We start from the raw sequence: 24,852 nt of genomic DNA on the forward strand, positions 1-24,852 counted from the left end.
CATTACCGCGAAGCGATCGGCCCTCAGCCGCGCGCCAGCCTGATGAAGTCGTCCGCGCTCATCGGTTCGGCGCGCAGGAAACCCTGATAGGTTTCGACGCCTTCGCGCGCGATCAACGCCAGCTGCTCGTCTTTCTCCACCCCTTCCGCCACCACGCTGAGATCGAGCGCTTTGGCCATGGCCACGATCGCGCGCAGAACCGCAAGATCGCGCTCGTCGTCCAGCACGCCATCGATCATCGCGCGGTCGAGCTTGAGGCAGTCGAGCGGCAGGACCTTGAGATAGCGGAAATTGCAGTAACCCGCTCCGAAATCGTCGAGCGAGAGATTGATGCCGACCGCTTTCAGCTCGTCGAGTATCTCCCGCGTCCGGTCGAGATCGGCCAGAAGGACCTGCTCGGTAATCTCCAGCGTGACCTGTTCGGGCTCCAGCAGGCTTTGATCGACCAGCGCGATGAAGTCGCGCGCGAAGCTGCCTGCCGCAAGATCGGCGGAGGTTATGTTGATGGACAGGCACAAATCCGAAGGCCAACCGCCAGCGTCATGCAGCGCACGGCGCGCGATATGGCGGGACAATTGCGCGACGTGATCGGCGCGTTCGGCGATCGTGAAGAGCAGGCCCGCGCCGATGCGCCCCAGGGTCGGATGCTGCCAGCGTGCCAGCGCCTCGGCCCCCACAAGTCGATCATCGCCGACGCGATATTGCGGTTGGAACAGCACCTCGATTTCGTCGCGATCGATCGCGGCCAAAAGATCGGCTTCCAATTGCTGGTTCGACAGGCCCTGCTGGTCCAGATCCTCGCTTGCCCAGGCGATGCGTTCGCCATTGCTGCCGCGCATGCGCACAGCGGTTTCCGCCAGCGTATCGAGCACCGAATCGGCATCGTCGCCCGCGCGCGCTCGCATCAGCGCGAGCCGCGGCCAGAGGCGCAGGCTGTGGCTGGTAGAGGGATCGACGATCGGCATGGCGATGGCATCGGCCAGCGCTTCGGCCAGCCACTGCCACCGCTCGCGCGAACAATCCTCGCGCGCGGCGAGCAGGAAGCTATCGCCGGAAATGCGCGCCGCCAGCCAGACGCCGCTTTCCAGCTCATCTTCGGCGAAGTGGCGGATACGCTGGGCGATCTCGATCAAAACACCGTCGCCCGTGGTTTCACCATAGGCCACATTCACGCGATCGATCCGGCCGATGGCGATCAGCATGGCGCGCATGGGAAAGGCCGGCCCTCCGTCGGGCCAGTCGCGCTGCCAGCGCTGCATCGTGAGGCGGGCATGCGCCAGATCGGCGAGCCCCGTCAGGGCATCGCGCCCGTCCTGAGCGGGATAATCGCGGTGAGAAGTGTCGGCCAAGCTTGCCATCGAACCTCCCTAAGCGCTCCGGTCCTTCGGTGTGACACAAAAAGCGGCGCGTTGCCAAACGGGACATGCCTCCATAGGTGTGGATGAAGGGCTTTCGCCGGGAAGAGGATAAGTATGGCCGAGTTCGCAAAGCTGGCCCTGATGGTGTCCGACAGCGCGAAGGCGCAGGAAGTCGCGCAGGAATTTCAGTCGCTCACCGATTGGGTGTCTCCGGGCGAGGCGGACATCGTCGTCGTGGTCGGCGGCGACGGGTTCATGCTCCAGACGCTTCACGCCATGCTCGATCACGGTAATCTGAAACCGGTCTACGGCGTCAATCTGGGCACGGTCGGCTTTCTGATGAACAAATATCGCGGCCCCGACAAACTGATGCAGCGCCTCGAAAAGGCACGCGGGCTGGCGGTGGCGCCGCTGTGCATGGAAGCGATTACGCAGGAAGGCGAGACGCACCGCTTCTGCGCCATCAACGAAGTCTCCCTGCTGCGCGAGACGCGCCAGACCGCCAAGATCGAAGTGACTGTCGATACCAAGGTGCGAATCAAGGAACTGGTGTGCGACGGTGTGCTGGTGGCGACGCCCGCCGGCTCCACCGCCTACAACCTTTCCGCAGACGGGCCTATCCTGCCACTCGATTCGCAATTGCTGGCGCTGACCCCGATCAGCGCCTTTCGCCCGCGCCGCTGGCGTGGTGCGATCCTGCCCGATCGCAGTCATATCCGATTCCGCGTGCTCGAATCGGACAAGCGCCCCGTATCCGTCGTGGCCGACCAGAAAGAGGTGCGCGATATCGCCGAAGTCTCGCTGGCCATAGCGCGCGAGCAGGAGCTGAAGCTCCTGTTCGATCCCGGCCATACGCTCGACGAGCGCATCGTGGCCGAACAATTCGTGGTGTAATCTGAAGCGAAGAGTGAAATTTAGCGAAACACCCGCTTGCCAAACCTTTGCCCCGCCCATATAGGCGCACCCCTGCCGTACGGCTGCTCCCCGATAGCTCAGCGGTAGAGTAGGTGACTGTTAATCACTTGGTCGTTGGTTCGAATCCAACTCGGGGAGCCACTTTTCGCCAGCAGCCGATGGCGTCGCCGCATCTAGGGATGCGGCTTTCCGTTCAGATGTGATCGAGAACCAGTCGGACGCCGACGAACAACGTCAGCCCGGCGGTGATCCAGCGAATCCAGCGTTGCGGCAGGAAGCGGACCACCAGATAGCTGCCGATCTGGCCGCCGATCGCGACTGCCACGAGAAGCGGCAAGCCGAAGCCCACCGCCGCTTCGAACCGGCCCTCCCCGCCCTTCAGGATCTGGCCGACCAGACCGAACAGCGAATTGACGAGGATGAACAGCGCAGCCGTCGCCGCGATGCTCTTCGCCTCGGCCCAGCGTACCAGATGGAGAAGCGGCGCCAGGAATATGCCGCCCCCGATCCCGACCAGTCCGGCCAAATAGCCGAGCGGCGGCGCAGCCAAGGGTGCGAACCGAGCGGCCTTGGTCGCATGCTCCTCGCTCGACTTCGCGACCGGGATGAGAAGGGTAAGGCCGGTCATGACCAGGCTGGCGCCCAGCAGCAGCAGAAAGTTGCGCTCACCGATGGGCGTCAGCCCGCCCAGAAGTGCCGCAGGAGCTGCCAGACCGGTCAGGACCAAGGCCCGCCGCCAGGGCAGGATGCCTGCACGCGAGAAGCGTATCGTGCTGCCCGCGACGACAACGATATTGCAGGCAAGGCTGACCAGCGGCAGCACGCGATAGTCGAGCCCCGCCAGCGCCAGCAGCGCGCTATAGGTCGATCCGCCTCCGAACCCGACCGACGCATATAACAGCGCGGTCGCGAAGAAGGCGATAGCGAGCCAGATCATCTAGGTCCGACCCGGCCCGAACCGGTTACGCACGAGCGCCGATCGCCCCGTGGCAATGCTTGTACTTGTTGCCCGATCCACAAGGGCACGGGGCATTGCGGCTGATTTGCTTGCCGGCATAGGGATTGTCCGAAACGCCCCCCGGCCCGGCGGCCGCCTGCGGACTACCCGCCAGCGATCCGAACAGCGCCGCGCGCCGTTCCGATCCGTCGCCATCGTCGGAATTGTCGATCCCGCTCAGCGGTTCGATATGTCCGGTGAGGAAATCCGGCAGTTCGGGCAGGCTCGCAGAAGGCGTGGGTTCGGGCTCGCGCACGTCGAGCTTGATCAGCTTCGATGTCGTATCCTCGCGCAGCGTGTCGAGCATGCTTTCGAACAGGCTGAAGGCTTCCTGCTTGTATTCGTTGATCGGCTGCTTTTGCGCATGGGCGCGCAGCCACACCACCTGGCGCAACGCGTCGAGCGTGGAGAGGTGTTCCTTCCAGTGATGATCCAGCGACTGGAGCAGCAGGCTCTTTTCGACATTGCGCCACATCGACGGATCGACCCGCGCGATCTTGGCGTCCATCGCTTCGTCGGTGGCCTTTTGCAGGCGTTCCTCGATGATGGCGGGCTCCACCGCGTCTTCCTGCAACCAGTCGTCGATTGGCGGCGTCATGCCGAGCACTTCCTCGACCCGCTCCTTCAGCTGCGTCACGTTCCACTGTTCGGGATAGGAACCCGGCGGGCAGGCTTCGCCGACGATATTGTTGATCGTGTCGTGCCGCATTTCGAGCACGACATCGTCCACCGCCTCGCTGTCCATGATCTCGGCGCGCTGTTCGTAGATGACCTTGCGCTGGTCGTTCATCACGTCGTCGTACTGGACGACCTGCTTGCGCATCTCGTAATTGCGCCCCTCGACCTTCTTCTGCGCGGTTTCGATGGCCTTGCTGAGCCATTTCGACCCGATCGCCTCGCCATCCTCCAGATTGCTGTTCATCATACGCGAGAACAGCGTGTCCGGCCCGAAGATGCGCAGGAGATCGTCTTCCAGACAGAGGTAGAAGCGCGACAGACCCGGATCGCCCTGACGGCCCGAACGGCCGCGCAGCTGGTTGTCGATCCGGCGCGATTCGTGGCGTTCGGTGCCGAGCACGAACAGCCCGCCCGCATCCTTCACGCGCTGCTTTTCTTCCGCAATTTCCTGCTTGATCCGCTCGATCGCGGCGTCACGCTCGGGGCCTTCCGGCATTTCGGAAAGCTCGTCCTCGGTGCGGAATTCGAGATTGCCGCCGAGCTGAATGTCGGTCCCGCGCCCGGCCATGTTGGTCGCGATGGTGACGGCGCCGATGCGGCCCGCCTGCGCCACGATATGCGCCTCGCGCTCGTGCTGGCGGGCGTTCAGCACCTCGTGCTTGACGCCTTCCTTCTCAAGGAACTGGCTCAAAAGTTCCGACTTCTCGATCGAGACCGTGCCGACGAGGACCGGCTGGCCCAGCTCGTTCTTCTCCTTGATCGCCTTCGCGATGGCCGCGAACTTGTCCATCGTGTTCTTGTAGAACTGATCGTCCTCGTCGATGCGGGCGACCGGGCGATGGGTCGGGATCTCGGCGACGTTCAGCTTGTAGATGTCCCAGAACTCGCTCGCTTCGGTGGCGGCGGTGCCGGTCATGCCGGACAGTTTGGGATACATGCGGAAATAGTTCTGGAAGGTGATCGAGGCGAGCGTCTGGTTTTCCGGCTCGATCTTGACGCCTTCCTTGGCTTCCACCGCTTGGTGCAGACCGTTCGACCAGCGGCGCCCATCCATCATGCGTCCGGTGAATTCGTCGATGATCACGACCTTGTCGTCCTTGACGATGTAGTCGGTGTCCTTCTTGAACATGATGTTCGCGCGAAGCGCCTGGTCGAGGTGATGCACGACCAGCGTGTTCTCGACGTCGTAGAGATTTTCGCCTTCGAGCAGGCCGGCCTCGGCCAGCTTGGCCTCGATCGCGTCGGTGCCTTCCTCGGTCCAGCTGATGTTCTTGGTCTTCTCGTCCGCCTCGTACCATTCGGGATCGAGATCCTTCACGATCGCATCGACCGAGATATAGAGCTCGCTCTTGTCCTCGGTCGGGCCGGAAATGATCAATGGCGTGCGCGCTTCGTCGATCAGGATCGAATCGACCTCGTCGACGATCGCGTAATTGAAGGGCCGATGCACCATCTGGTTGCGATCGTGCTTCATGTTGTCGCGCAGATAATCGAAGCCGAACTCGTTGTTCGTCCCGTAGGTGATGTCCGAGTTGTACGCGTCACGCCGCTCGAACTCGTTCAAATTCGGCACGATCACGCCGACCGTCAGGCCGAGGAAACGGTGCAGCTGCCCCATCCACTCCGCGTCGCGGCGGGCGAGATAGTCGTTCACGGTGACGACGTGGACGCCCTTGCCCTCGATCGCGTTGAGATAGGTCGCGAGCGTGGCGACCAGCGTCTTGCCCTCGCCCGTGCGCATTTCGGCGATCTCGCCGCGATGGAGAACGATACCGCCCACCATCTGCACGTCGAAATGCCGCATGCCGAGCACGCGGACCGAGGCTTCGCGCACGGTCGCGAACGCTTCGGGCAGGATGTCGTCCAGCGTCTTGCCGTTTTCCAGCTGCTCGCGGAACTTGTCCGTCTGGGCCTGCAGCTCTTCATCGGAAAGAGCCTGAAGCTGCTCCTCCAATGCGTTGATCTGATTGACGATCTTGTCCATCGACTTGACGTAACGATCATTGGACGAGCCGAAGAGCGACTTGGTAAGGGCTTTGAGCATGACGGGTCTCTGAAATCGGAAATAGGAAGAGCGCCCGCGCGCATGCGAAGCCGCGGGCCGAAAAGCGAATCGGAAGCTTTAAGGGTCGCGCTATTCGTAGGCGCGATCGGGCCCGAACTGGATCGTCGGCACGTAGACCGTCACCGTTTCGGGTGCACGGCAGGGCGTGATCCGCTCTCCGCGCAAGCGCTGCTTGCGCTGTTTCTCGACGCAGGCGCTTTCCGCGCTGCGGACCGGATCGTCAGCCTTGCGCTGGTCTTCCAGCTGCGCTTCGAGCGCGCTGATCATCGTCGCATGCGCAGGCGCATTCGCGGCGGCAAGGCCGGTCAGAATGGCAAAACAGGCGAGCAGGCGACGAAGCATGAAGGCTTGTAGATAGAAACTGGCGTTGCTCGCGTCCACCCCTGAAGCGCGTTTACCTCTCAGTTGAAACTTCCTATCGCGCGAGGATGGACCTCGCCCCCTCTCCCCTCGCCGCCCCCTTCCCCGACATGCCAGCGATCTCCGGCGTCACTCTGCGCGTGGCGCGGGCGCGCTACAAGGACTGGGATCGGGCCGATCTGACCTATGTCGAGCTGGCTGAGGGAACCGCGATCGCAGGCGCCTTCACGCGCAATGTCTGCTGCTCGACCGAAGTCGAACTAGGCCGCGAGAGCGTTAAGCAAGGGCGCGCGCGAGCCATCGTGGTGAATGCGGGCAATTCGAATGCCTTCACCGGCTATCGCGGGCGCGAGGCGGTGCAGCAGGTGTCGCATCAGGTCGCGGCGCATCTGGGATGCCCGGCCAGCGAAGTGCTCGTTTCCTCGACCGGTGTGATCGGCGTCCCCCTGCCGAAAGATCGCGCGAAGGCGGGTGTCGAACAGGCGCTGACGGCCAGCCCCTGCAGCTGGCGCGAGGCGGCGGAAACGATCGGCACTACTGATACCTTCACGAAGGGCGCGCATGCCTCCGCCATGCTGGGCGGGACGCGGGTGGAGGTCTGCGGGATCATCAAGGGCAGCGGCATGATCGCGCCGGACATGGCGACGATGCTCGGATACATCTTCACCGACGCGAAGGTTACGCCGGACTTCCTCCAGCAAATGCTCGACCGCGCCAATGCGGCGAGCTTTTCCTGCATCACAGTCGATGGCGATACCTCGACCAGCGACACGGTCCTGCTCGCCGCGACGGGGCTTGCGGATAACACGCTGATCGCATCGTGGGACGATCCGGGCGCCGATGCGCTTTACGCCGCCATCGCCGATGTCTGCCAGCGCCTCGCCCATCTGGTGGTGCGCGATGGCGAAGGGGCGCAGAAATTCATCGAGATCGCGGTAACCGGTGCTAAGAGCGACGACAGCGCCCGGCGCGTCGGCCTGTCGATCGCGAATTCGCCGCTGGTGAAGACTGCCATTGCGGGCGAGGATGCCAATTGGGGCCGCGTCGTCATGGCAGTCGGCAAGGCAGGCGAACCGGCAGATCGCGACCGGCTTTCGATCGGGTTCGGCGGCATCTGGACGGCGCGCGACGGGCAACCCGTGGCGGATTACGACGAGGCACCGGTTGCAGAACATCTCAAAGGGCAGGACATTCGCATGGATGTCGATCTCGGCATCGGAGACGGACGCGCCACCGTCTGGACCTGCGACCTGACGCATGGCTACATCGCCATCAACGCGGACTACAGATCATGAGCATGCTGGACCGTGAGATCCTCGCGCTGATGCGCGACGTCACCGAAACGGCGATCCTGCCGCATTTCCGTTCGCTCTCCGCCTCGCAGATCGAGAACAAGGCGGCGGACGATGTCGTCACCGTGGCCGATCGCGAGGCGGAAGAACTGCTCGCTGCCGGGCTGAGCAAGCTCAATCCGGGGATCGGCATCGTCGGCGAAGAGAACGCGCATGCGAATCCCGCCGTCCTCGATCTGCTGTCCGGCCCATGCTGGATCATCGATCCGATCGACGGCACCAACAACTACGCAGGCGGTACCGGACCCTTTGGGATCCTGATCGCGCTGGCCGATGGTGGCCTCGCTCAGAGCGGTTGGATCTACGATTGCCAGTCGGGTCGTTTCTGCGCCGCGCATCGCGGCGACGGCGCCTATGTCGATGGCGAGCGGATCACGGCGCAGACTTCGGGCGAAACGCCTCCCGTGGCCGCCATCTCGACAGTCTTCATGGATCAGGAGCGCCGCGCCGCCGCGATGGAGCATATCGCGCCGCATTACCGCCTGGTCGACATCCCGCGCTGCGCCGCAGAACAATATCCGCGGCTGGCTCTGGGCGAAAACGACGTGTCGATATTCGAACGCACCCTCGCCTGGGATCATGCCGCAGGCGCCCTGTGGCTCAACGAAGCGGGCGGAAGGGTCGCCCGGCCCGACGGATCGCCCTATCGCGTGGACGAACCCGATCGCACCGGGCTGATCGGCGCGGCCAGTCCCGCCCTATGGGACGATCTGGCCGCGCGCTATGCAGTCTTTGAAGCTTAAAGCTCGCTTTCGAGCCACTGCTTGAGCTGGCCCTTGGGCGCGGCACCGCGCATATTGGCGGCCGCTTCCCCGTTCTTGAACAGGACGAGATAGGGGATCGACTGGACGCCCATCTTACCCGGCACGTCCGGGTTTTCCATGATGTCCATTTTAGCGATCGTTACCTGCTCTTTCATCTCGTCGCTGAGCTCTTCCAGAGCCGGTGCAATCATCTTGCACGGCCCGCACCAATCGGCCCAGAAATCGACGAGGACGGGCTTGTCGGATTCCAGAACGTCGGACTGGAAGCTGCTATCGGTTACGGCGACGGTGGCCATGACTATTCTCCTGTATCTGTCGCGCCCTATCTGGGGCGCTTCTGCACCTACTCAACGGGTGGCAGGGCAAAGCTTTCCTGCGGATCGGCAAATCGGGTTTTGTACGCGGCCAGCGTGGCGGGCGGCAATTCGATCAGTTGCGGGGTCTGCGTATAGAGCAATGCGGCGCGAACCGCCCGCCCCGGATAGATCGCCTCGAGCGCGGCGACATAGGCCGCCATCTGCCGCAAAGTGTGATCCGGCACATCCTCCAGCGCGTTCGGCGGACGCCGCGCGGTCTTGAAATCGATGACCGTCACTGCGGCTTCGGTGACGAGCAATCTGTCGGCGATCCCCGTGACGACCCGACCTTCGACGAGAGCGGCCAGCGGCACTTCGGCCAGCGCATCGGGGCCGAAAACGGCGGCGAAGTCGGGCCTTTCGATAACCGCAAGCGCATTGTCGAGCATCTCCGAACGATCCGCTTCGGCGAGATCGGGCGCCTGCTTGGCCAGCCAATCCGTCGCTCTTTCACGGCGTTCTTCGGGCGCGACGGCGGGCAGGCGTTCGAGCAGTGCGTGGATCAGGACGCCGCGCCGTGCCGCGCCAGCTGCGTGATCGGGCGGCAGAGGCGGATCGCTCCCCTCCTGCTCACCCAAGCCCGAAGGCGCGAGCGGCCGTGGCGGCCGCGGCTCTTCGGGCGCGTTACGCTGCGCCCAATCGGGCAGGTCCGGTTCGCTCTCGCCCGGCTTCCCGGTATCGGTGAGAGGCACGGGCGGAGCAGGCTCGCCCCGCTCCCACCGCGCGCCCCAGATATCGTCCTCCAGCGCCTCGTCGGGAAAGACCGGCTTCAGCCGCGCATACCAGCTATCCTCGTGCGGGCCGTTCTTCGCATCGCGGGGCCCAAGCGATCCGCCGATGAACAGTGCCTCCTCCGCCCGCGTCATCGCGACATAGAGCAGCCGCCAGTGCTCCTCTCCATCGGCGCGAGCCGCTTCGGCTTCGGCCAGAGCGACCGGGCCGACCCGCTGATCCTTGCTCAATCCAGGTAGCGGCACGGCCTTTCCGGCCCCGCCGTCGATCGGTTGCTCGACCAGTTCCAGATCGCCCGGTGCATCGGGGCCTATGGCCGCATCGGCCAGAATCACGATGGGCGCCTGGAGGCCTTTGGAACCGTGCACCGTCATCACCCGCACCTGATCGCCACCCTCGCCCGCCTCGCGCTTCAGCTCTCCCTCGCCCGCGTCGAACCAGCGGATGAAGCCTTGCAGGCTGGCGGTGTGCGCGGAAGCATAGGCATTGGCGGCGTTGAGCAATTCGTCGATCGGATCGTTCGCCTCGCGCCCCAGACGCGCGACCAGCTTGCGCCGCCCGTCCATCGGGCCGATCAGCATCCAGTGCAGCAATTGCTGCGGGCTGTCGTAATCCGCGCGCCGGAGAATTTCGCGCAAGGCGTCCACGGTACCAGCAACGAAGCCATGCTCGCTCTTGCGCAAATGCTCCCACAAGCGCCGGTCTTTCGCGCGATAACCGTGTTCGAGCAGATCCTCCTGGCTCCACCCGATCAGCGGCGACACCAGAAGGCTCGCCAGCGTCAGATCGTCCAGCGGCTGGGCGGCAAAGCGTAGTGCCGCCATCAGATCCTTCACCGCCAGCGGATTGCCGAGCCGCAATCGGTCCACACCCGCCACTGGAACGCCATGGCGATAAAGCCTCGCGACGATCAGCGAGGCAAGTTCGCGCCGCTTCCGCACCAGCACCATGACGTCGCCAGGGCTCGCATTGCGCGCCTCGCCCTTGGCGAGCGGGAAACCCTCGTCCATCCAGCGGCGAACCTGGCGGGCGATATTGTCTGCCATCAGGCGATCATGGCGCGCAAGCCAGCCTTCGGTTTCCTCTCCCTCCTCACCATCGGTCCCGGCGGTGACGGTGTTCCACAAAGTCACCAGCCCCGGCCCTTCGCTGCCGACATGCTGGCCGTCGGCCCGGTCTAGCCCCAGTCCGGAATGGCCGATCGCGTCGAGCGCATCGTCCACGAAGGACAACACCGGCGCGCTGGTCCGATAGGAGCGCTCAAGATCGTAGCCCTTGAGCCGCCGCATCTCCGGCGCGCCGCGCATTTCGCGGGCCGCATCCGCCGAAGCGTCCATCTTCCGCGCGAAGAAATCGCGGGCCTGCCGGAAATTGCGCGGGCTGGTCCCTTGAAAGCCGAAGATTGCCTGTTTGTAATCGCCGACCGTGAAGATGGTCCGCACCGCATCGCCCCGCGCGCCCAGCCCGTCGAAGAAATCGTCGGTCAGGGCCTTCACGATGCTCCACTGGGCTTCGTTGGTGTCCTGCGCCTCGTCCACCAGGATATGGTCGAAACTGCGGTCGAGCTTATAGCGGATCCAGTCCGCCATCGCGCTGTTGGACAGAAGCTGCGCGGCACGGGCGATCAAATCGTCGAAATCGACCAATCCCTCGCGCGCCTTCGCCGCTTCCCAGCGCAAGGCGAAGGCGCGCCCGGCTTCGAGTTGCGGGGCGAGAAAATCCGCCAGATCGATCAGCGCGCGCCGTTCGTTCACCTGCCCTACCGCCTCGGCGACGATTTCCTGATGCTGGACGAAGGATGGATCGATCTTTTCTGCGCCCGCCATCTTGCGAGGCGTCCCGTCCTTTTTCAGAAGCGTGTCGAAGAACCCGTCCAGCGTGTCCAGCCGCGCCTGCTCGTCGCCGCGCAGCCATGCTTCGGCGAAATCGGCGGCTTTCTGGCCCGTCGACGCTTTCCATTCGCGTGTGGCAGCAGCACAAGCGCGCACCGCCTGAACCGGGAAATCGGCGTCCGAACACGCCTGTCCCACCCAGGCCTCATCGGCGTCCGCCGGAATGCCGAGCAGGCGGTGGACGCGCGATTTCATCGGCGGTTGCCACCCATCGGGACCGGTCCAAAGATGCTGGTGCCGGGCGCAACGCATCAGCCAGCCGCGCACCGCATCGGGGCCCTTGCGGCGGCTCATCTCGGCAATCGCCGCATCGATAGCGGGATCGCCTTCCGACAGCATCGCGGCCAGAACCTCGCGGCTCAACAGGTCGCGCTCGCGATCCTCCATAGGGCGCGAACCGGGCAGGATTTCCGCTTCGGTTGGAAAGGCGGCGAGCAGATATTGAGCGAAAGCGTGGATCGTATCTATCCGCAGGCCACCGCCCGGACAATCGAGCACTCGCGCGAACAGCGAACGGGCGCGCGAGCGCGTTTCGGGATCGGTGGGCGCGCCGAGATTGCTCAGTTCGCGCGCCAGCCTCTCATCGTCGAGCCGCACCCACCGCGCCAGAACCTCGTTGACGCGCACGGCCATCTCCGCCGCGCCCGCCTTCGTGAACGTGAGGCACAGGATCTGCGAAGGATCGCCCTTGGGCTCCAGCAACAGGCGAAGCACGCGCGCAGACAGGACCTGCGTCTTGCCCGTGCCCGCGCTGGCGGACAGCCAGACGCTTTCCTTCGGATCGACCGCATCGCGCTGCGTGCCCTGAAGGGGATAGACCTTGCCGCTCATGCCGGGCCCTCCTCTTCATCCATGCGCGGCAGCCATTCGTCCAGGCGCATCAATTGGTCGTACGTGTCGTAGGCTGGATAATCCGGATTTTCGCGCGCGGTGAAGGGCGCGTCGCCGGTGATGTATCTGGTGATACCCTTCAGCAGGAAACCGGAGGTGAGCGGCAGCAAGTCTTCCAGCTCAATTCCCGTCCGCTTGGGCGGGATTTTCAGCGGCGTTTCGACATAGCCGAAGCCATAGGGATTGGCCTCGCTCTTCGATTTGCCCAGCGACCAGTATTCATACGCGCCCGGCTCTCCGCGCGCTTTCTCGAAACCGTCGCGCTCCGCGATCAGGCCCAAAATGCCGAGCTGAAGCGCGAAACCATCCGCGACCATCGCGGCGCTCGGCGGCTTGCCGGTCTTGTAATCGACGATGGCGAGTGTGCCGTCGGGAAGGCGATCGATCCTGTCCGCCCGTCCGTGGACGCGGATGCCTTCGACCTCCATCGCCCCCTTCTCCTCGACTCGCAGCACTTCGCGATCGGTGGCGGCTCGCACTTCACCGGCGATCCATTCGAGCGCGGCGAGCAGGCGCGGTTGCCACAGGCCGCGCGTCAGCGGATCGGCGTTCTCCTCGTCCAGCACCGCCGCCATGATAGGCGCAATATCGGGATCGGCGCCGCCTGCCCGCTGCTCGTGCCAGCGCTGGAGGATGGTGTGGGCGACATTGCCCTGCCAGGCGGGCGTGGGATCGGCGTCCAACGCGTCGAGATCCTTCAGCCCCATGATCTGCGCGGCGTAGAATTGGTACGGATCGCCCAACAGGCGATCGAGAGCCGTGGCGGAGATCGCCACCTTGCGCTGCTCTGCCGCGGGCTTCGGGCGCGGCCTTGGGTAGATTGCGGCACGCGGAGCGCGGGCGATGGCGCGGGCAAGCTCGACAGCGCGGGTTTCCTCGTGCCGGGGCAGCAGATCGCCCAGCAGCGCCTGAACGCGCAGCAGGAAGCGCGAAGGAATGGCCGGGCCGCTCTCGTCGCGCTCCGCCCGGCTCAGCACGACTTCGGGCGCGCCCAGCGCTCCGGCGAGATCGTGCGCGGCGAGGCCGATCCGGTAATCCGATCCAGGCACGCCCAGCGCCCGCAGGACCGGTGGCGCAAGCAGCGCATCCGTGGTCCCCCTTGCGGGCCAGACCCCTTCGTTCAGCCCGGCACAGATGACGAGATCGGCGCGGTTCATGCGCGATTCGAGCAGGCCCAGGACCTGGACGCGCGCATGGCCGCCATAGGGCGGGCGCACCGCGATCTGTTCCATCGCATCGCGCAGCGCGACTTCCACGTCGCGCGGGGCGAGTGCGAAGGCGGCCTCCCCGGAATTGAGACGCAATTCCTCGACGAAACGCGCCAGCGCCCGTCCGTCTTCGCGCGCCCACAATTTCTCGCCGCACAGGGCTTCGCCCGCTGCGGCCAGCACATCGAGGCAGTCGGCCAGCGGGACGGCCTCGCGATCGGCCATATCGAGAAGGGGTGCCAGCGTATCGCTTACCGTTCGCCACCATTCGGCCATGGGCGATCCCGGCTCGGCATGCTTCGCTACAATTCGCTCGACCGGCTCCAGCCCCTCGGCTTTGCGCGGTCCGCGCAGGGACCGCTCGATCCGCCGCAATTGCGACAGCCAGATGCCGCGCTCCATCCCGCCATCGACCAGCGGATGGCCGAGCAGCGCCATCAAAGGAACCGGCGCAGCGCGCTCCGCCATGACTTCGGCGAGCAGCAGCATGAGCCGCCCGGCAGCCGTCTGCGACAAGGGACGACCGGCGGAATCGTCAGCAAGGATGTCCCATCGGGCCAGATGATGCACCACGCGCCGCGCCAGCCCGCGATCGGGCGTGACCACGGCGATCCGCTTGCGCGGAGTCTCCAAAGCCTCGCGCACTAGCAGGGCGATAGCCTGCGCTTCCTCTTCGGGATTGGCGCTGCGCATGATCCTGACGCCTGCCAGGCGGCGCTTGTCAGTCGGCAGATCGACCCACGCTTTGCTCGCTTCGGGCGGGAGAAACAGCGATCCGATCGCGTGGCTGCGTTCCGGCGGCGCGGCGGCGAGTCCCTTGCGATGCCAGGGCCGCACCTCCTCACGCGCGACGCCCATGCGGTTGAGCAGCAGTTTGAGGTGATATTGCGGATGCGTCACCGCATCGTCGCGCGCGAACGGGGTCTCCCCCGGACCGGGCGCGGCTCCGGCGCGGCCTAACTCGTCCCACACTTCGTCGGCCAGCGTCAGGTCGAAATCGGGCAGGATCACGGCGCCCTGCGGCAGTTCACTGACCGTTTTCAGCAGCCGCGCCAGAGCCGGTGCCGGGCTCGTGACGCCTGCGGCAACGATGGGCGTTTCCGGCGGATGTTTCGCAAACCGCGCGGCGGCATGGTCGAACAGGCGATTGCGCCGCGCCGCCGCATCGAGCGCGCCGCTTTCCTGAAGAAACGCCCGCCATTTGACCTGGACGGTAGCGAAGAGGTGCAGGCTCTTCTGCCAATGCGCGGACAGGTCGGGCACGATGTCGACCACGCTATCGTCGAGCAGATCCGCAGGGTCGACATCCTCGACCAGCAATCGGTCCATCGTCGCTCCGGTCTCGCGCGCCAGCCGCAACAAAGTCGCTCCGCCGGGCGCGTCGTCTCCCATCGTATCGGCGATCAATCGCGCCAGAGCGAACAGGCGCCGCTGCGGGTCGATCGCTGACGGAATTGCGCTCGCCCCCAAGGGATCGAGCAGCGGCCCCAGCGCCTCGTCGAGATCGAGATCGCCGACCACGACCATGCGTGGCATCAGCAAGCCTACGGGCCCGTCCGCTTCTCCGGCATGGCGGATGAACGCCTCGCTGACGGTGCGAACCGCGCGCGAACTGGGGAGCAGCAGGGTCAGCCGTGCGAGCCCCAGCCCCGCTTCGGAATAGCGCGGGACCAGTCCCGCAACCAGCGCATCCGCGAAACCGCGATGGGCGGCGATGGAGTAGATTTCGGGCGCGCGGCGATCAGCCACGCCCGAGCGCCTCCTCGCACACGGCGATATGTTCGGGCCGCCCGACCTCGATCCACTGGCCGCTGAAGGCGAGGCCGTAAAGCCGCCCTTCCGCGATGGCGCGATCCCAGAGGATGTTGGTCGAGAACTTACCCTCCGGAGCCTCGCGCAGGAGGCGATGCGAGACGAGCTGAATACCGGTATAAATGAAGGGCGCGATGCGGCCGGGCAGTTTGCGCTTCAACTGCCCGCGCGCATCCATGTAGAAATCGCCCGTCCCGTCGAAATTGGTCGCGCGCGAGTGCGGCACCAGCAGCAAAAGGGCGTCCATCAGGTCTGGATCCCAGTGCCGCGACAGGTCGCGAAAGGCGTTCAGCGGGCCATCGAGCCAGATACTGTCCGCATTGCAGGCGAAGAACGGGTCGGGCAGCATCCCTTCGTCCCGCGCCTTCACCATCCCGCCACCCGTTTCGAGAAGCTGATCGCGTTCGTCCGAGAAGACGATCGCTGGGCAGGTCCGGTTGCGAATATGCGCTTCCAGCGTATCGGCGAGGTAGTGCACGTTGACGACCGCCTTCGCGACGCCCGCATCTTCCAGCCGGTCCAGCGCGTGATCGATCAAGGGTTTTCCCGCGACGCGAACCATCGGCTTGGGCTGGCTGGCCGTCAGCGGACGCATCCGCTTGCCAAGCCCTGCGGCCATCAACATCGCGGTATCTGTCACGAGTGCGGCCTCGTTCATGCGATTTCGCCCCCGTATGCAGCGCGCAGATCCTGCGGGATATTGGCCGCGAACCATTCCGCCACCGGAGCCAGCGCTTCATGCTCCAGATCGCTCTCCATCGCCTTCCACACACGCGGGATCATGCGCAGATAGCGCGGCTTGGCATCGCGCTTGTAGAGCCGCGTGAAAATGCCGACGATCTTGGCGTTCCGCTGCGCGCCGAGGCGAGCGTAATCGGCCTCGAAATGTTCGCCAGGATCGCAGGCGGACCGATATCGAGCCAGCATCTCCTGTTCGAGGATTTCCGGCACGTCGCGCCGGGCATCCTGCAAAAGGCTGACGAGATCGTAGGCAGGGTGACCCACCAGGGCGTCCTGAAAATCGATGAGCCCCTGTTCCCCGTGCGGCTTGCCCGGTTCGAGCAGCATGACATTCTCGGCGTGGTAATCGCGCAGCACGGTCACGCCGGGCTGTTGCCGCTCGATAAGGGGAGCGAGCGCCTTATCCCAGGCCGTTCGCCAGCCCTCTTCGTCCACATCGAGCCCGACCGCCGGGCAATACCATTCGACGAACAGGGCTGCCTCGCGCTGATAGACCGCCATGTCGTATGGATCGAAGGGCCCGGCGGGGAGCGATTGAAGCTTCACCAGGGCATCGATCGCCCGCGCATAGACGGCGCTTTCGTCCTGGGGGTGATCGTCGATCCACTCCTTCATCCGCTGATCGCCGAAATCTTCGATGAGGACCAGGCCTTCTTCGGGCCGTGCCCCGAGAATCTCCGGTCCGCGCATACCGTTTTCATTCAGCCAGCGCGCCACATGCAGGAAGGGACCAGTATCTTCCTCGGGCGGTGGAGCGTGCATCAGCATGGCGCTGCGATCCCCCATGCGAAGCCGGAAATACCGGCGGAAAGAGGCGTCGCCGACGAGCGGGACGATCTCCGCCCCGTCCCATCGCGTATCGCCGAGAAAACTGTCGAGACCTTCGGGTAGTGCTGCGTTCATGGCATCCGGCCATGCCAAGCCGAACCGCCTTCGACAATGGCACGGCGCCCTTCCCCACCGTTTTCGAGTTCGACCGAGAGGCAGGCGGGCTCGTGCGCGAAGCCGCCTGCCCGATCGGGCCATTCGGCGAGCAGTGCGGCTCCCTCGCGGTAATCGTCGAGACCGATCTCTTCCAGCTCCGACGGATCATCGAGTCGGTAGAAATCCGCGTGGACCATCGGAGGATCGGTCCGCGCGTAAGTCTCGATGATGGTGAAGGTGGGGGACGGAACTTCGCCCGCATGCCCCGCTGCCGCCAGGATGGCGCGCGACAGGGTCGTCTTGCCCGCACCCAGATCGCCCGACAGCGCGACCACGTCCCCCGGCTGAAGCTTCGCCGCGATCCGGCGGCCGAGCGCAGCGACGGCGTTGAGATCGGGAAGCGTCAAAATCACGGCAAGACAATCGTAGCGGTGGTTCCCGCCCCACGACGGCTCTGCAATTCGAGCGTCCCGCCATGCGATTCGATCAATTGCCTGGCGAGCGGGATTCCAAGCCCCTGGCGGCGCTCGATCCCGCGGCCGTCCGATGTCGGGCGAATGCCGTCGAGAGCGCGCGCTATCTCATGATGCGTCATTCCCGGTCCGCTATCGCTGATTGCGATCCGCGTGCCGTCCTTCTTCTGGCGGATTTCCACCATGATCCGGCCGCCGCGCGGCGTCGCCCGAATGGCGTTGTCGAGCAGGTGAGCGATTGCGCGGCGCAATTGCTGCGGATCGGCCGTGACCGACTTGTCCGGATCGCTGCGCAGATCGAGCGTGAGCCCGCCCTCCACGATCGCATTTTCGCGCTTGCGCACGATTTCGGTCACGAAAGGCAAAAGCGGGATCGGACGTTTGGACAACGGCATCAGGCCCGCTTCGCTCTGGGACAGGTCGAGGACGTTTTCGACCTGTTCGGTCAGCTTGCCGACCGACTGGGCAATCGCTTCGGCATATTCCTGGGCCTGCGGACCGAGTTCGCCCGCGACGCCGCTGGTCAGAAGTTCGGCGAAACCTCCGATCGAAGTCAGGGGCGTGCGGAATTCGTAGCTCATATTGGCAAGGAAACGTGTGGTCACCGCGTCGGCCTCTTCCAGCGCGCGATTACGTTCGCGCAGCGCTTCTTCGGCCTGGCGGGATGCGGTGACATCGAGCACGGTGATAAGGCCATTGCCATCGGGGAGCGGAACGCTCGCGAAATCGAGCGTGCGTCCATCGGCGAGCTTCACTGCACCGCGCTGCTTGCGCCGGTCGAGCGTAGCGGCGCGGATGACGTGATTAATCGCCGCGACTTCCTTGGGATCGGCAAGCTTCTTCGCGATCGCGGCAAGCAGGTCCTCGGCCTGCGGATGCCCGTCCAGGGCCTCCTCTTCCAGGCCCCAGGCGCCCGCGAAGCTGCGGTTCCACAATTCGAGGTGCCCATCGGGCGCGAACACGGCGAGCGCTTCGAACAGATTGTCGAAGGTGGCAGTGCGCGTGCGCAGCAAGGTGTCGCGAGTGGCGGAAAGCGCGAGCTGTTCGGTCCGATCCTCCGCGATCAGGACGAGGCCGCCATCGGGCATGGGCTGAGCGAGAATGCGCAGATGAGTCGAATCAGGAAGCGGCCAGTTTTCCTCATGCGTTTCGTCGGACAGGAACCATCCCGCCAGCTCCTTGCGCCAGGCGGGAAAATCGCGGACCTCGGGTATGCGTCCGTTCTCGCGCGCCACCATCAGCACCTGCTCGAAGCCAGTCCGGTCGTTCACGATACCAGGCGGCAGGCTGAATACGCGGTGGAATGGCTGATTCGCGAAGGTCATCCGCCGGTTCGAATCGAACTGCGCGACGCCGATGGACAGCTGGTCGAGGATGGAGCGCTGGGCTTCGCGGAAAGCACGAAATTCGCGCGCCTGTTCCTCCATCTCCTCGATATCGACGGCGTATCCGGCGACCCCGTCACCGATCAGCGGCAGATCGGTCACGCGCAGGGACCGGCGCTCGCCATTGATGGTCGCGGTCACAACACGTTCGATCGCCTTGCACCTCTCGCCAGCCTGCTGGGCGATCTGGCCCGCGCTGACGCCGTCGACCTGTTCGACAAGCTCGATCTGTTCTTCGACGACCGTGTCCGGACTATCGGATCCCACTGCGGCTACATAGGCGCGGTTGACGAGGCGCAGCCTCATGTCGGCCCCGCGAAACCACATCGGCATCGGCGCCGCTTCGATCAGACCGACCAGAGCCCCGAAATCCTCGCGCGCGCTCTCGGCCTGTTCGCGCAGCCTGGACAATTCCTCTTCGCTGTCGCTGAAGTCGAAGACCCAAATCAACGCCGCTCCAGCCGGAGAAACGCTTGGATCCGCGAGCGTACCCCGCAAGGTCAGAGCCTTGCGCGAATCGGGCGGGACAAGGGTCATGGCGAAGGGCGCCGCGCTTTTCTGGGTGCGGCGGACATGTGCCGTCAGCGTTTCGAGCTGCGCATCGTCCAGTCCGCCATCGGCCTGCCCGCTCAGCTCGCTCAGATATTCGGGCATCCGGTCGAGGCCGAGCCACCCCGCCAGACGGTCCGGCGCTTCGATCCGCCCATCCGCGCGCACCAGCAAGGGGACGGCAGGCGATTCCTCGATCATGCGCGACAGCCGCCGGAGCGAACGGCGTGTCAGGTCAGTTCCCTTGGTTCGCGCGCTTGCCTTCAGCATGAACCAGCCTGCCATCGCCGTCCACGCGGCGAGCAGCAGGCCGATCATGACCAAAAGAGCGGGCGATTCCGTCATCACCGATCAGCTATGCCGCCAGCTCCGGTGATGCAATGGGGCCGCGCACGACACGGCCCCATTCCATAAGCGCCCGATCAATAGCGATAATGTTCCGGCTTGAACGGCCCTTCGACCGGCACGCCGATATAGTCCGCCTGCTTCTTGCTGAGCTGCGTCAGTTTCACGCCCAGCTTGTCGAGGTGAAGCGCGGCGACCTTCTCGTCGAGATGCTTGGGAAGGACATAGACGTCGTTCTCGTAGCTGCCCGCGTTCTTCCACAATTCGATCTGGGCCAGCACCTGATTGGTAAAGGAACAGCTCATCACGAAGCTGGGATGTCCGGTGGCGCAGGCGAGATTGACGAGACGGCCCTTGGCGAGAACGATGATCTCCTTGCCGTCGGGAAATTTGACCAGGTCGGTACCCGGCTTCAGCTCGTTCCACTCGTAATTGTCGAGCGCGCCGATCTGGATCTCGCTGTCGAAGTGGCCGATATTGGCAACGATGCTCATCGGCTTCATCGCCTTCATATGTTCGGCGGTAATGACGTCCTCGTTTCCGGTCGTGGTCACGAAGATATCGGCGCGGGTCACCGCGTCTTCCATCGTGACGACTTCGAAGCCTTCCATCGCCGCCTGAAGCGCGCAGATCGGATCGATTTCGGTCACGAGCACGCGCGCGCCGCCATTGCGGAGCGACTGGGCCGAACCCTTGCCGACATCGCCATAGCCTGCGACGCAGGCGACCTTGCCGGACAGCATCACGTCGGTCGCGCGGCGGATCGCGTCGACCAGCGATTCGCGGCAACCATAGAGGTTGTCGAACTTCGACTTGGTCACGCTGTCGTTGACGTTGATCGCCGGGAAGGGAAGCTTGCCCTGCTTGGCGAGGTGATAGAGGCGGTGGACGCCGGTGGTGGTCTCTTCCGAAACGCCCTTGATCGCCTTGACGCTGGCGGTGAGATAGCCGGGCTTGCGCTTCAAAAATTCCTTAAGCGCGCGCTGCATCTCGATCTCTTCGGCGTTCTGCGGTTCGGGCATGGTCTCGCCCGCTTCGATCCGCGCGCCCCACAGGGCGAACATCGTGGCATCGCCGCCATCGTCGAGGATGAGATTGGCGGTCAGATCCTGATCCGCCTCGCTCGACCAGTCGAAGATCCGCCCGACATAATCCCAGTAATCGGCCAGGCTTTCGCCCTTTACCGCGAAAACGGGAATGTCCTGCGCCGCGATGGCGGCGGCGGCGTGATCCTGGGTCGAGAAAATGTTGCATGTCGCCCAACGCACTTCGGCACCGAGCGCCACTAGAGTCTCGATCAGCACTGCGGTCTGGATGGTCATATGAAGCGAACCGACGATGCGCGCGCCCTTCAGCGGCTGCGCTTCGCCGTATTCCTCGCGCGTGGCCATCAGGCCCGGCATTTCGGTCTCGGCGATATTGATCTCGGCACGGCCGTAATCGGCGAGCGAAATGTCCTTGATGACGTAATCGTTGAATTGGGCCACGGGCATCCTCGAAATAGGGAGTTCGGAAGAAAGCGCCGCAACGAAATACGATAGAGGAAGCGGCGCCATGAAACGGCCCCGCTCCTAACCGCTTAAATCGGCCAGTACAACTTCCCCGCCCAGAATGCCCTGATCAGAATCCCCGGATCAGCGGCGCGAGGCCTGTCGTGGGTGTTGAACGGAAGCATAGACGGGATTTGTCGCCAGCAATTCGTCAGCCGCAAAGGACAGGCGGATCGGATCGCCATCGTCGGCCAGCTGGCGGGCGATGCTGCCAAGCTCGTGACAGCTCAGCCAGGGATGGCCCTCACCATACTCGTTGGCCATCGAAACGTCGCTGCGGTCCATCTCGCGGACCGCACCCAGTTCGCCGTACATATAGGCGAGTTCGGCTTTCAGGATCGAATTGGCGCGGTTGAGCGTGGCGAGATGCGTGTTTGCAAAGGCGTCGTAATCGGCCTGGAAGTCGCTTGCTCCGGTTCTGCAACGCAGCGAAGTCACCATCAGCATGATATCGAGTTTACGAATGTTTCCCGCATTCGCTTCGATTTCGTCGATCTCGTTCGAAACGCTGTCATAGGGATAGGTGTCGCGATATTCGGCCTGCGCGGCGGTCGGCACGATCAGGCAGGCCAATGCTGCAGCTCCGGCGCGGATGGCGGCGGTTTTGAATCGGATGGCTTTCGATGCGGTCATAGTTATCTCCCCTGTCCGACCGTTTGTCGCGCTCCGCGATTTCTCGGTGAATAAAGGTATTGGTAAACCGCCTTTAACGGCTGGAGCCTTGCAAGACCGGGGCGCGCGCCTAAGTGCCGCAGGCAAGGATCACCAAACAGGAGTAAACCGAACATGACGATTTCCGTAGGCGACAAGCTGCCCGACGTGACGCTGGTCAAGCCGACCGAGAACGGGCCCGAAAAAATTCAGTCGGGCGAATTCTTCGCCGGACGCAAGGTGGCCCTGTTTTCCGTTCCCGGCGCCTTCACGCCGACCTGCTCGGCGCGCCACCTGCCCGGCTATGTCGAAAAAGCCGACGATCTGAAGGCCAAGGGTGTCGACGAGATCGCCTGCACCGCCGTGAACGATGCCTTCGTGCTGAGCGCTTGGCAGGGCGCGAACGATGCGGCGAGCGTCACCATGCTCGCCGATGGCAACGCCGATTTCGCGCAGGCGATCGGTCTCACCATGGATGGCAGCGGCTTCGGCATGGGCCAGCGCGGCCAGCGCTATTCGATGATCGTGGAAGACGGCGTGGTGAAGGAACTCAACGTCGAACAGCCGGGCGATTTCTCGGTTTCGAGCGCGGAGCACATGCTCGGCCAGCTCTGAGCATACCCGTCGACCAAAACGTCGACCGAAACGAAAGGGGCGCCGCAAGTTCGTAGCGGCGCCCTTTTTCGTTGTTTCAGCCGTATCCCATCAGCTTCATGACTTCTTCGCGGCTGCGATGATCATCGAGGAAAGTGCCCATCATTCGGCTGGTGACCATGCCGACGCCGGGCGTACGCACGCCGCGCGCGGTCATGCAGGCATGGCTCGCCTCGATAACGACCGCCACGCCCTGCGGCTGAAGGTTCTCCCAGATGCAGTCGGCGACCTCGGCGGTCAGGCGCTCCTGCACCTGTAGCCGACGCGCGAACCCATGGAGCACGCGGGCGAGTTTCGAGATGCCGACCACGCGATCGGTCGGCAGATAGGCGATCGCCGCCTTGCCGATGATCGGTGCCATGTGGTGTTCGCAGTGAGACTGAAACGGAATGTCCTTCAGCAGCACGATCTCGTTATAACCGCCGACTTCTTCGAACACGCGATCGAGATGGATGGCGGGATCCTCGGCGTAGCCCTGACAATATTCCTTCCAGGCGCGCGCGACCCGTGCCGGGGTTTCCAGCAACCCCTCGCGCGTGGGATCGTCGCCCGTCCATTCGATCAGCGTCCGGATGGCGTCTTGAACCGCCTCTGGCACGGGTGGTTTCCCGCGCGGATCGTCTTCGTCGGGACCGACCAGACTGCTCATTTTCCCCTGATCCTTTTCACTTTCGAGCGGATGCGCTCGAGCCGGCTTCCTTTGCGGAACAGACCGCCCTTTGCAAAGGGTTCGAACAGATCGTCGGGATCGTCCGGATCGAGCAGGCCGCTTTCGGCAAGCCCTTCTTCCACCCCGTTCAATTCCGGCGGGTGATAGCGCTGCAGGGTTCGCCCACCCGGCTCCTGCGCGTGATCGATCAATGCCGCCATCGATCCGTGACGCGCATGCAGCTCGCCGATCTCCGCCTCGTCCAGTCCGGTATGTTCGGCCAGCAGCGAATGGCGCAAGGCCGCGATCGCATCGGCCGCATGCTCGTTCCCCGGACGCTTGGAATCGACGAAGACGTCGCATTCGCTGTCGAGGCCCATCGACCGGTTGTTGAGGTTCGCCGAACCGATGCGAAAGATTTCATCGTCCACAATCATGATCTTGGCGTGGACGTAAATCGGCGTTTCGCCGCTGAACGGAGTCCAGATGGAAAAGTGCCCCTTGTGGTCCACCTGCTCGATACAGCGCACCAATTCGGCGCGTGCATGATCCATCGCCTGCTGTTCCAGCCAGCCATCGGCATGTTCCGGATGGACGATCAGGATTTCGGGCGGATCGTCTTCCTCCATGCGCTTCAGAATCGCTTCCCCGACGGTGCGTGAGGCGAAGTACTGGCTTTCGGCATAGATAAAGCGCTGCGCGCGCTCGATATGCTGGACGAACAGGGCTTCGATCTCGCGGATCGCCTTCCAGTCGCGATGCTTCGATCGTGTCCGGGCGATTCCCACTTCGACATTCTCGAAGGTCGCGTCGAGGCCTTCTGGCCAGAGGCTTTTTTCGGGTGCGCGGATCGGCATCAGAGGTTTGCCGCCTGCTTTGATCCAGCGGTCGCGGCCCAGATCGCTGAGCGCTTCGGCCACTTCGCCTTCCATCATCATCGAGGCATCGTGCCAGGGATCGTAGCGGCGCCCGTTAGGCGTTTTGCGGCGCTTGTCGTTTTCCTCGTGATCGCGCGTGTCCCAGCGCTGCCCCGTCATGTCGATACCACCGCATACCGCCAGCGAGCTGTCGAGCACGGCGATCTTCTGGTGATGGCTTGATCCGACCGGATGCGCGCTGTCGAACTTGAAATCGATCCGGCGATGCCTGATCCAGCGCACCAGATCGATCCACATCGATCCACGATACGTGAACTTGAAGACGCCGAAGCTCCATTTCAGGATGCGCACTTCGAGAGTGGGGCGGTGGCGGATCATCCAGGCGATGAAACTGCCGAGCCTGGCGGGATATTTCTTCTTCCAGGCGCGCTGCCACCAAAATCGCCCTTCGGCCAAGTGGATGCGCGTATCGAAATCCCAACCGATCAGGAAGATGCGGAACCGCGCGGCAAGCATCGCAGCCTGCATGATGGCGAAATAATCCGCCGCATCGACGATGACTCGCGCGCGCCGGGCACGGACATAACGCCAGACCCCCGGCTCGACGCTGTCGTCGATACCGGGGATCGTGGGTTCGGCCTTGGTCGCTTTGTCCGCGTCGTCCCCCGCCACG

The 24,852-nt window shown here is 64.1% G+C and carries 19 protein-coding genes and 1 tRNA gene; 5 read left to right on the forward strand and 15 right to left on the reverse strand.

The window, feature by feature from the left end; genetic code table 11:
- Positions 1-23 precede the first annotated feature (23 nt).
- Entirely contained in the window at positions 24-1,349 is a 1,326-nt protein-coding gene (locus J7347_RS04790) for a bifunctional diguanylate cyclase/phosphodiesterase (protein ID WP_245173787.1), read from the reverse strand.
- 123 nt (positions 1,350-1,472) lie between these two features.
- Here J7347_RS04790 and J7347_RS04795 point away from each other — a divergent pair, with 123 nt between their 5' ends.
- On the forward strand, positions 1,473-2,252 hold the full coding sequence (locus J7347_RS04795) for an NAD kinase (protein ID WP_067677557.1): 780 nt from the start codon (positions 1,473-1,475) through the stop codon (positions 2,250-2,252).
- A gap of 87 nt (positions 2,253-2,339) precedes the next feature.
- Positions 2,340-2,414, forward strand: a tRNA-Asn gene (locus J7347_RS04800).
- 52 nt (positions 2,415-2,466) lie between these two features.
- On the opposite strand, the gene J7347_RS04805 is transcribed toward J7347_RS04800, so the two are convergent.
- The 3 genes from J7347_RS04805 to J7347_RS04815 form a co-directional block, all read right to left on the reverse strand.
- The gene (locus tag J7347_RS04805; RefSeq protein ID WP_209161021.1) at positions 2,467-3,210 is read right to left on the reverse strand and encodes a sulfite exporter TauE/SafE family protein; all 744 of its coding nucleotides are present in this window, start codon (positions 3,208-3,210) and stop codon (positions 2,467-2,469) included.
- A gap of 25 nt (positions 3,211-3,235) precedes the next feature.
- Entirely contained in the window at positions 3,236-5,992 is a 2,757-nt protein-coding gene (secA, locus tag J7347_RS04810) for a preprotein translocase subunit SecA (RefSeq protein ID WP_209161022.1), read from the reverse strand.
- Between the two features lie 90 nt (positions 5,993-6,082).
- Positions 6,083-6,355: a hypothetical protein gene (locus J7347_RS04815; RefSeq protein ID WP_209161023.1), complete on the reverse strand. Its 273-nt coding sequence runs from the start codon at positions 6,353-6,355 to the stop codon at positions 6,083-6,085.
- Between the two features lie 86 nt (positions 6,356-6,441).
- On the opposite strand from J7347_RS04815, the gene argJ reads away from it, so the two are divergent.
- Together argJ and J7347_RS04825 are read left to right on the forward strand one after the other, a co-directional pair.
- Positions 6,442-7,668, forward strand: coding sequence for a bifunctional glutamate N-acetyltransferase/amino-acid acetyltransferase ArgJ (gene argJ / locus J7347_RS04820; protein ID WP_209161024.1), 1,227 nt, complete (start codon positions 6,442-6,444; stop codon positions 7,666-7,668).
- Positions 7,665-8,468 (forward strand): inositol monophosphatase family protein, encoded by an 804-nt coding sequence (locus tag J7347_RS04825; protein ID WP_209161025.1) that lies wholly within the window; start codon positions 7,665-7,667, stop codon positions 8,466-8,468. The genes argJ and J7347_RS04825 overlap by 4 nt, the downstream gene beginning before the upstream one ends.
- Here the strand turns inward: J7347_RS04825 and trxA are convergent.
- The 9 genes from trxA to J7347_RS04870 form a co-directional block, all read right to left on the reverse strand.
- A complete protein-coding gene (gene trxA / locus J7347_RS04830; protein ID WP_067679415.1) occupies positions 8,465-8,785 on the reverse strand; it encodes a thioredoxin in 321 nt (106 codons plus the stop codon). The two genes, J7347_RS04825 and trxA, sit on opposite strands and share 4 nt — an antisense overlap.
- Before the next feature lie 47 nt (positions 8,786-8,832).
- On the reverse strand, positions 8,833-12,300 hold the full coding sequence (addA, locus tag J7347_RS04835) for a double-strand break repair helicase AddA (RefSeq protein ID WP_209161026.1): 3,468 nt from the start codon (positions 12,298-12,300) through the stop codon (positions 8,833-8,835).
- Positions 12,297-15,317 (reverse strand): double-strand break repair protein AddB, encoded by a 3,021-nt coding sequence (addB, locus tag J7347_RS04840; RefSeq protein WP_209161027.1) that lies wholly within the window; start codon positions 15,315-15,317, stop codon positions 12,297-12,299. Before addB ends, addA begins: the two co-directional genes overlap by 4 nt.
- Positions 15,310-16,038 (reverse strand): nucleotidyltransferase family protein, encoded by a 729-nt coding sequence (locus tag J7347_RS04845; protein WP_209161028.1) that lies wholly within the window; start codon positions 16,036-16,038, stop codon positions 15,310-15,312. The genes addB and J7347_RS04845 overlap by 8 nt, the downstream gene beginning before the upstream one ends.
- Positions 16,035-17,024, reverse strand: coding sequence for a phosphotransferase (locus J7347_RS04850; RefSeq protein ID WP_209161029.1), 990 nt, complete (start codon positions 17,022-17,024; stop codon positions 16,035-16,037). Before J7347_RS04850 ends, J7347_RS04845 begins: the two co-directional genes overlap by 4 nt.
- On the reverse strand, positions 17,021-17,458 hold the full coding sequence (gene tsaE, locus J7347_RS04855; protein ID WP_209161030.1) for a tRNA (adenosine(37)-N6)-threonylcarbamoyltransferase complex ATPase subunit type 1 TsaE: 438 nt from the start codon (positions 17,456-17,458) through the stop codon (positions 17,021-17,023). The genes J7347_RS04850 and tsaE overlap by 4 nt, the downstream gene beginning before the upstream one ends.
- Complete coding sequence (locus tag J7347_RS04860) at positions 17,455-19,797, reverse strand: PAS-domain containing protein (RefSeq protein WP_209161031.1); 2,343 nt, start codon at positions 19,795-19,797, stop codon at positions 17,455-17,457. Before J7347_RS04860 ends, tsaE begins: the two co-directional genes overlap by 4 nt.
- Before the next feature lie 77 nt (positions 19,798-19,874).
- Positions 19,875-21,290, reverse strand: coding sequence for an adenosylhomocysteinase (gene ahcY, locus J7347_RS04865; RefSeq protein WP_067679437.1), 1,416 nt, complete (start codon positions 21,288-21,290; stop codon positions 19,875-19,877).
- A gap of 141 nt (positions 21,291-21,431) precedes the next feature.
- Positions 21,432-21,980: an S-adenosyl-L-homocysteine hydrolase gene (locus tag J7347_RS04870; RefSeq protein WP_209161032.1), complete on the reverse strand. Its 549-nt coding sequence runs from the start codon at positions 21,978-21,980 to the stop codon at positions 21,432-21,434.
- Positions 21,981-22,133: 153 nt separating this feature from the next.
- Here J7347_RS04870 and J7347_RS04875 point away from each other — a divergent pair, with 153 nt between their 5' ends.
- Positions 22,134-22,613: a peroxiredoxin gene (locus J7347_RS04875; protein WP_209161033.1), complete on the forward strand. Its 480-nt coding sequence runs from the start codon at positions 22,134-22,136 to the stop codon at positions 22,611-22,613.
- Between the two features lie 76 nt (positions 22,614-22,689).
- Here J7347_RS04875 and folE read toward each other — a convergent pair whose 3' ends face one another.
- Both folE and J7347_RS04885 read right to left on the reverse strand, forming a co-directional pair.
- The gene (folE, locus tag J7347_RS04880) at positions 22,690-23,301 is read right to left on the reverse strand and encodes a GTP cyclohydrolase I FolE (RefSeq protein ID WP_209161034.1); all 612 of its coding nucleotides are present in this window, start codon (positions 23,299-23,301) and stop codon (positions 22,690-22,692) included.
- Entirely contained in the window at positions 23,298-24,851 is a 1,554-nt protein-coding gene (locus J7347_RS04885; protein WP_348521562.1) for a phospholipase D-like domain-containing protein, read from the reverse strand. Before J7347_RS04885 ends, folE begins: the two co-directional genes overlap by 4 nt.
- Position 24,852: the final 1 nt, after the last annotated feature.

The organism is Erythrobacter sp. A6_0 (assembly GCF_017744235.1).
Lineage (GTDB): Bacteria > Pseudomonadota > Alphaproteobacteria > Sphingomonadales > Sphingomonadaceae > Qipengyuania.